Below are 6,624 nucleotides of genomic sequence, written 5' to 3'. Positions count from 1 at the left end.
GTTCCCTGGGAATCCTCCTTCCGCGCCCTCGCCGCGATCGGCTACGACGGCCCCATCAGCATCGAATGGGAAGACGCCGGCATGGACCGGCTCCATGGCGCCCCCGAAGCCCTCGCCAACCTCAAAAAGTACGACTTCCCGGCCTCCCAGACCAGCTTCGACGCCGCCTTCAGCAGCAAGGAGTAGGAACGGTTACTGAAACGCCCCCGCACCAGTCGCTCGCTCGACAGTGCGGGGGCGCTCTGGCGTCTGCGGCGTTTAGGGGATTTATGGGTGCGAAAAGAGTGGGCGCGCCCACAGGGCGGGCGCGCCGGAGGTGGATTCCTCGGCCGCCGACGCTTTCATCGGGGAGCGTTTCGCCCTCGCCGGATCGAAGTCGGCTGATCAGGCTGCGAGCAAGATCCCGTACGAGGTTGCGCATGGAAGCACTTGGGGCAAAGCGTCGTCGGTTCCATGAGGGAAGTCTGAGCGTGTCAACGCGGTCGGAGCCCACTAGGACCCGTCCTAGAATTGGCCAAACCGGGCTTGGTGTATTCCGGGAACATCGGGCGGAGACGCTCAACGAGTTCAAGTCACAAACGACGCCGGTGGTAACAGGTCATAGCTAGCTAGCAGGCACTTTGAGCTCTACATCGGATCGTCCAGGGGACACTCGTTGTACGCAACAGCTCCACTCGCGCCGCTCCTCCGAAGGGCCAGCCGCCAAAGGACGTGTGACGCGCAGGGACCACGGCGGTGATGGGTCCGGTTGCCAACCTCGCATCCAGTCTGGGTTCACTGGTGTGCGAGGCGGTTGCGGCGCTCCTCCTCCCTTTAGAGTACGCGGCTGCGCGGGTTGCTTCCTCCGACTCCAGACCGGTGCCAAGGGCACCGCCGACGGTCGCCGCCGACGCGACAAACCAGGCCAGGACGAACAGGTCGCCATAGCCGAGCGATACGTGGAGGTAGCGACCCATAACGGCCGGGTCGAGGGCGAACAGCGCCCAGGCCAGGTTGACTACGTGGAGCGCCAGGTAGCAAATGACTATCCCGATGGTCAGAGTTATCAGTGTTGAGGTGTTGTAGGCGGGACCTTTCCTTGGCGCCCACAGAACCGTCGTCGGGGCGGTCCCACAGTTCGCCGTCGATCACAAGCCATGCAACAACGAGTGCAATAGAGGCGATCGTCACCACTGTTAGGCGCCACGGCGACAGGGAGCCGGCGAGCAGCCAAACCGTGGAATTGATGGTGGCCACCGCTCCTGTTGTCAGCGCCGCCACGAGCGCGGACTTGAGCCCGGGCACCAAGAGCCACGGATGGTTCACAAGCACCATTCCTACGAGCAGGCGCCAACGACTGGTGAAGTGCGGCAGTGGCTCGCAGTGCGTGGCCTCCGTGTCCCTTGCCACGCCGCTGATCAGTGCGCGCACTCCATGCCGCAGGCGCCCGCATACCGAACCCGCCCAGCGCCGGCCGCGACAGCACAGCTGTGCGTTGTCGCGGGTCAGTCTCGGCCAGCACGTAGCGGCCGTCCTCCCCGTCAGGAAACGGAAGTTCGGTCAGCCCGATTACAATCTCCTATAAGTGCTGACCAGCGTGGTCCCGAAGCCGTGCCAAGGCAGTGTCGACGTCCTCGGAACCCATACCGCAAAGGGCAGAGGTGAACTTTTATGGCACCCTTTTTCTCCTCGGGATTCAGCGCAACGTAGGTCTGCAGACTTCCCTGCCGTTTTTTCTAAACCCAGTCCTGGTCGAGGTCTCCATCATCCTTGTCGCGGAGCTCCGCCCAGGATGGCGTGCGGGTGTCACCAGCATTGCGCGCTGCTGGTGACACCATTAGTCCGCCACCCTGGCGGAACTGTTGTCAGGCTGTGCGGTGCTTCCGGAGGGCCCTGAATGCGGCGACAGCCCCCAGTCCCGCCAGTGCCCAGGGGGCACCGACGATGATCGGGTCCATCCACTGGTGGTTGACGTCGGCGCGCTTTTGCCCGAACCGTGAGCGGAGACCGCCCCGGCGGAATTCACTGAGCACCCCGGTTTGGGTGATGGGGTTGTCGGGCCGGAGGGTGGCAAAGGACTTCAGATGGTGTTCCCAGGCGTCGACACGGTCGGCGCCGATGAGCAGCAGCCAGTGCGCGGCCCGGCCCTCGCTGTACTTGTAGGCGTACTTCCGGATAGCGCCCGACACCCCGGCAGGAGGGGTGGAAGTGCCGAAAACGGGGGTGAGGAAGGCGTGCTCCACGGACCGTTCCCGGGGCCATTTCTCCGGCTGGCGTTCCGGGAAGTCCCAGTGCGCGCCGGTCTCGATCCCGGGTTGCTCGCGGGGGTAGGAGGGTCGGTCGGCCGGGTTGAGGTCAGCGCCCCATCCCGGGATCTGTGCCCGCAGGTCTTCCGCGGACTTCTTCAGGGTGCGTTTGCCGGCGATGTAAGGGGTGGCTGTCTCAGACATGGTGCGCTTCCCTTCAGGACTGACCTGCGACAACGAGCGGCTTAATGATGTTGTCCAGTTTGGCGGAGAAGATGTGGTAGCCCTCGGCGATGTGTTCCAGCGGAATCCGGTGGGTAACGATGTCGCTGGGCTTGAGGTAGCCGTTGCGGATGTGCTCGAACAGCCGCGGCCACTGCCGTTTGACCGGGCACTGGTTCATCCGCAGGGTCAGGCCCTTGTTCATGGCGTCACCAAACTTCACGGCGCTGAAGATTGGGCCGTAGGCGCCCACCACGGACACGGTGCCGCCCTTGCGGACGGAGTCGATTGCCCAGTTGAGAGCGATGGGGGAGCCACCCTGCAGTTTGAACTTGCTGCTTGTGACGTGCTGGAGGAAGTTGCCGTCCGCTTCGGCCCCGACGGCGTCAATGACGACGTCGGCACCCAGGTAGTCGGTTTCCTTCTTCAGGTGCACCACGATGTCCTGGTACTCCGTAAAATTGAACGTCTCGGCATGCGCAAAGGTGCGGGCCTTCTCCAGCCGGTACTCCAGGTGGTCGACCACGATCACGCGCCCTGCCCCCATCAGCCAGGCGGACTTGGCGGCGAAGAGTCCCACCGGCCCTGCGCCGAACACCACCACAGTGTCGCCTTCCGCAATGTCTCCGAGCTGGGCGCCGAAGTAGCCGGTGGGGCAGGCGTCGGTAAGCAGCACCGCGTCCTCCTCGTCCATCCAGTCCGGAATCTTCGACGGCCCGACGTCCGCAAAGGGAACGCGCACGAATTCCGCCTGCCCGCCGTCGTAACCCCCGCACGTGTGGGAGTAGCCGTAAATGCCGCCCACCGCCGTCGCATTGGGGTTGACGTTGTGACAATTGGAGTACAGGCCACGGGCGCAGAAGTAGCAGGAGCCGCAGTAGACGTTGAACGGCACCATCACCCGGTCGCCGGCCGCGAGGTTCTGTACCGACGAACCCACCTCGTGGACGGTGCCCACGAACTCGTGCCCGAACGTCATCCCCACCCGCGTATCCGGCATCATGCCGTGATAAAGGTGCAAGTCGGACCCGCAGATCGCACCCTTGCTGACCCGTACGATGGCATCGTTCGGGTGCTCGATCTTCGGAATGTCCTTTTCTTCGACCCGTACTTTGTACGGGCCGCGGTAAACCATTGCTCGCATCAGCGCCACATCCTGGAATTGGCTCGTTTCGACATCGAAAATTTCTCCTCTCCGGGCTCTCTCATGCCCCGGCCGGGTGGAGGACGACTTTTGTCCAGCCGTCTTCGCGGCTGTCGAAGTTCCTGTAGCCCTCGGGGGCCTGATCCAGCGGCAGCTCGTGGCTGACGATGAAGGAGGGGCTGGCCTTTCCGCCGGCAATGAGGTCGCGCAGGGCCCGGTTGTATTTCTTGACCGGGCACTGGCCCGAGCCCATCGTCTGTCCTTTGAACCAGTAGTTTCCGTAGTCGAAGGCCACTTGGCCCTGCTGGGCGAGTTTGTCGGGGCCTCCGGGGTCCTGGGGCAGGAAGACACCGACCACGCCCAGGCCGCCGACGAACCGCACGGAGTCCACGAGCCGGTTCAGGGTCATGTTGGGATGTTCGTTTCCGCCGGGATCGTGCGCCTGGTAGCCCACGCATTCGCAGCCCCGGTCCGCGCCGAATCCCATGGTCTGGTCCTTGACGAATTCGACAGGATCCACTTCCGAATCATTCACGGGAATGGCACCGATCTGTTCTGCCAGCTTCAGGCGGTCAGTTTGGCGGTCCACCACCATGACCTTGCCGGCGCCTTTGATGATGGCCGAGTAGGCGGCCATGAGCCCGACGGGTCCTGCACCGTAGATGACGACGGAGTCGCCCGGGTAGACCCCGGCCATCTCGGTGGCATGCCAGCCCGTCGGGAAGATGTCGGCGACCATGACGTAGTCGAGTTCTTTCTCCACCGCGTCCTCGCCCAGGCGCAGGCAGTTGAAGTCCCCGTAGGGCACGCGCAGGTACTCGGCCTGCCCGCCCTGGTACGGGCCCATGTCCGCGAACCCGTAGGCGGCGCCGGCGAGCTTGGGCTCGGGCTGCATGGTCAGGCAGTAGTTCGTGAAGCCGCGTTCGCAGTTCTTACAGAATCCGCAGGCGATGTTGAACGGCAGCACGACACGCTCGCCCACTTTTACCTTGCTCACCGCCGGGCCGACCTCCACCACCTCACCAAGGTTTTCGTGCCCGAAGGAGCGGCCGGGTTCGAAGCTGGTGCGGCCTTCGTACATGTGCAGGTCCGAGCCGCAGATGTTAGTCGTAGTGATCCGCACCAGCACGTCGGCGGGATGTTCAATTTTGGCGTCGGGGATCTCCTCGACACTGACTTCGTTGGGTCCTTTGTAAACTACTGCCTTCATTGTTCCGCTCTCTTCCTGTGTCCACCCTCAGGCCGCGCACGTGTGTCGTACAGGGCGCACGTCACCCATATACGCGTGCGTGAGCTCTCGAGGGAGTGGGAAATGTACAGGACCGCTGAGTCCACCCGAAATGGGCGGGAGGCCCGAGGATTTAAGGCGGCTGGCTGCCCCGGAAAACCCGGCTGGCCAGCTCCTTCGCGAAATAGGTAGCTACCGAGCCTTAATGCTAAGCACCCTTACTGAGGATGTCGAGGGTTTGTGTGAATGCTGCCAAAAAAACGGCGGGGACGGGCAGGCCGGACCGACCTCGTTCACCGTAACTCTGAGCGCAGAGGTTCCCTACGGCGTCACGCAGGAACGCGATCTCGCCTAAAACCGAGACAGTGTCGGCAAGAACGGTGTCCAGCCAGCCCGATCCTGGACATTCCCTGCCCGCGTCACGGCGTGCCTGGGACATCCGCCGATGCTGACCTCAGCTGTACTAATACCGAATCGAGCACAGAAGAGGGACAAGGTCCACGAGCTCGTCAGCGACGCCGTCTCCGCCGGTGCCGTGGCCGTGGCCGGTGGCGCCCCGGTGGACGGGCCCGGCTACTTCTACCAGCCGACCATCCTCAAGGGCGTCGCCGAGGGCACCCGGATCCTGTCTGAGGAAATCTTCGGCCCGGTCGCCCCGATCATCACCTTCGGCACCGAGGACGAGGCCGTGCGGCTGGCGAACAATACCGAGTACGGGCTGGTGGCCTACGTCTTCACGAAGGACCTCAACCGGGGCATCCGGATGGGCGAACGGCTCGAGACCGGCATGCTGGGCCTGAACGCCGGTGTGGTCTCCAACGCGGCCGCACCCTTCGGCGGGGTCAAGCAGTCCGGCCTCGGCCGCGAAGGCGGGCTCGAGGGCATCGAGGAATACCTCTACACCCAGTACATCGGCATCGCCGACCCCTACGCCGGCTATGGCAGGCGCAGCCCCGGCAAGCCCTAAAGACCACGGGCTGGGCTGGCTGGCCGGTGATGGATAGCGAATGCTCTCGGAACCGAAGGCCCTCTCTGAGCGCCTTCGCCGCCATGTTGCCTGCGTAGGCTGGAGTCATGCGAAAAGATTTTGATCCCGGCGAACTGTCATCGCGGGATTTTTACCGGCTGTTGACGGCCGTTGTTGTTCCCCGTCCGATTGCCTGGGTCTCGAGCAGGTCGGCGGAGGGCGTGGACAATCTTGCTCCGCATTCGTTCTTTACCGTTGCATCAGTGGATCCGCCGATCATCCAGTTCACCTCTGTGGGAGAGAAGGATTCGCTACGCAATATTCGCTCGCGGGGAGAGTTTGTGGTGAACCTGGCGCCTGCCGGGCTGATGGCCGAGGTGAACGCGACGGGCACGAACTTTCCCCCGGACGTGAGTGAGTTCGATGCGGCCGGCTTGACGCGGGAAACAAGTCGCACCGTGGGGGTGCCCCGGGTAGGAGAGTCGCCGGTGGCCCTGGAGTGCCGGTTGCACGGTACGTTGCCGATCGGGGACTGCGTTCTGGTCTTCGGGGAGGTCACCCATGCCGTGGTTGATTCGGACGTTCTGGATGGCAGCCACCCGCGCGTCGATCTGCTGGAACCGCTGGCACGTTTAGGGCTTGATGAGTGGGGCACTACGGGGTCGGTGCGCGAACTAAAGCGGATCCGCAGGGCTGATTGGCCTGGGGATTTCCGTCGGAAGGACCACTCGGAGGACTGAGCCGTTGCGGGGTGCCTGTATGGTCCCGGGCACCCTGCAACGGGGCTTGTGGGTCAGCCGAGGCCTAGTCGGACGAAGATGAGCCAGGCGAGGAGCGG

4 protein-coding genes and 2 pseudogenes are annotated in these 6,624 nt (G+C 63.8%); 3 read left to right on the top strand and 3 right to left on the bottom strand.

Annotation, left to right across the window (positions count from 1 at the left end):
- Positions 1-186, top strand: a pseudogene (locus ACFVVK_RS03665) (sugar phosphate isomerase/epimerase); the annotation flags it as partial.
- Positions 187-1,844: 1,658 nt separating this feature from the next.
- On the opposite strand, the gene ACFVVK_RS03660 reads toward ACFVVK_RS03665, so the two are convergent.
- The 3 genes from ACFVVK_RS03660 to ACFVVK_RS03650 all read right to left on the bottom strand — a co-directional run bounded on the left by ACFVVK_RS03660 (position 1,845) and on the right by ACFVVK_RS03650 (position 4,801).
- A complete protein-coding gene (locus ACFVVK_RS03660) occupies positions 1,845-2,429 on the bottom strand; it encodes a hypothetical protein (RefSeq protein WP_390263581.1) in 585 nt (194 codons plus the stop codon).
- 13 nt (positions 2,430-2,442) lie between these two features.
- Complete coding sequence (locus ACFVVK_RS03655; protein WP_390263579.1) at positions 2,443-3,591, bottom strand: zinc-dependent alcohol dehydrogenase; 1,149 nt, start codon at positions 3,589-3,591, stop codon at positions 2,443-2,445.
- A 61-nt stretch (positions 3,592-3,652) separates the two neighbouring features.
- Entirely contained in the window at positions 3,653-4,801 is a 1,149-nt protein-coding gene (locus ACFVVK_RS03650) for a glutathione-independent formaldehyde dehydrogenase (RefSeq protein ID WP_390263576.1), read from the bottom strand.
- A gap of 496 nt (positions 4,802-5,297) precedes the next feature.
- Between ACFVVK_RS03650 and ACFVVK_RS03645 the strand changes: the two are divergent.
- Positions 5,298-5,786, top strand: a pseudogene (locus ACFVVK_RS03645) (aldehyde dehydrogenase family protein); the annotation flags it as partial.
- A gap of 107 nt (positions 5,787-5,893) precedes the next feature.
- Positions 5,894-6,526 carry a flavin reductase family protein gene (locus ACFVVK_RS03640; RefSeq protein ID WP_390263574.1) on the top strand — a complete coding sequence of 211 codons (633 nt, stop codon included), beginning with the start codon at positions 5,894-5,896 and terminating at the stop codon, positions 6,524-6,526.
- Positions 6,527-6,624: the final 98 nt, after the last annotated feature.

Origin of the sequence: Arthrobacter sp. NPDC058192 (genome assembly GCF_042883665.1) — a bacterium.
Classification (GTDB): Bacteria; Actinomycetota; Actinomycetes; order Actinomycetales; family Micrococcaceae; genus Arthrobacter.
The sequence above is the reverse complement of the archived record's forward strand: the minus strand, read 5'-3'. Positions and strand labels throughout refer to the sequence as shown.

Excerpts from the sequence above, each read along its gene's own strand:
- ACFVVK_RS03660 (WP_390263581.1), bottom strand. The coding sequence starts at position 2,429 with ATGTCTGAGACAGCCACCCCTTACATCGCCGGCAAACGCACCCTGAAG.
- ACFVVK_RS03655 (WP_390263579.1), bottom strand. The coding sequence starts at position 3,591 with ATGCGAGCAATGGTTTACCGCGGCCCGTACAAAGTACGGGTCGAAGAA.
- ACFVVK_RS03650 (WP_390263576.1), bottom strand. The coding sequence starts at position 4,801 with ATGAAGGCAGTAGTTTACAAAGGACCCAACGAAGTCAGTGTCGAGGAG.
- ACFVVK_RS03640 (WP_390263574.1), top strand. The coding sequence starts at position 5,894 with ATGCGAAAAGATTTTGATCCCGGCGAACTGTCATCGCGGGATTTTTAC.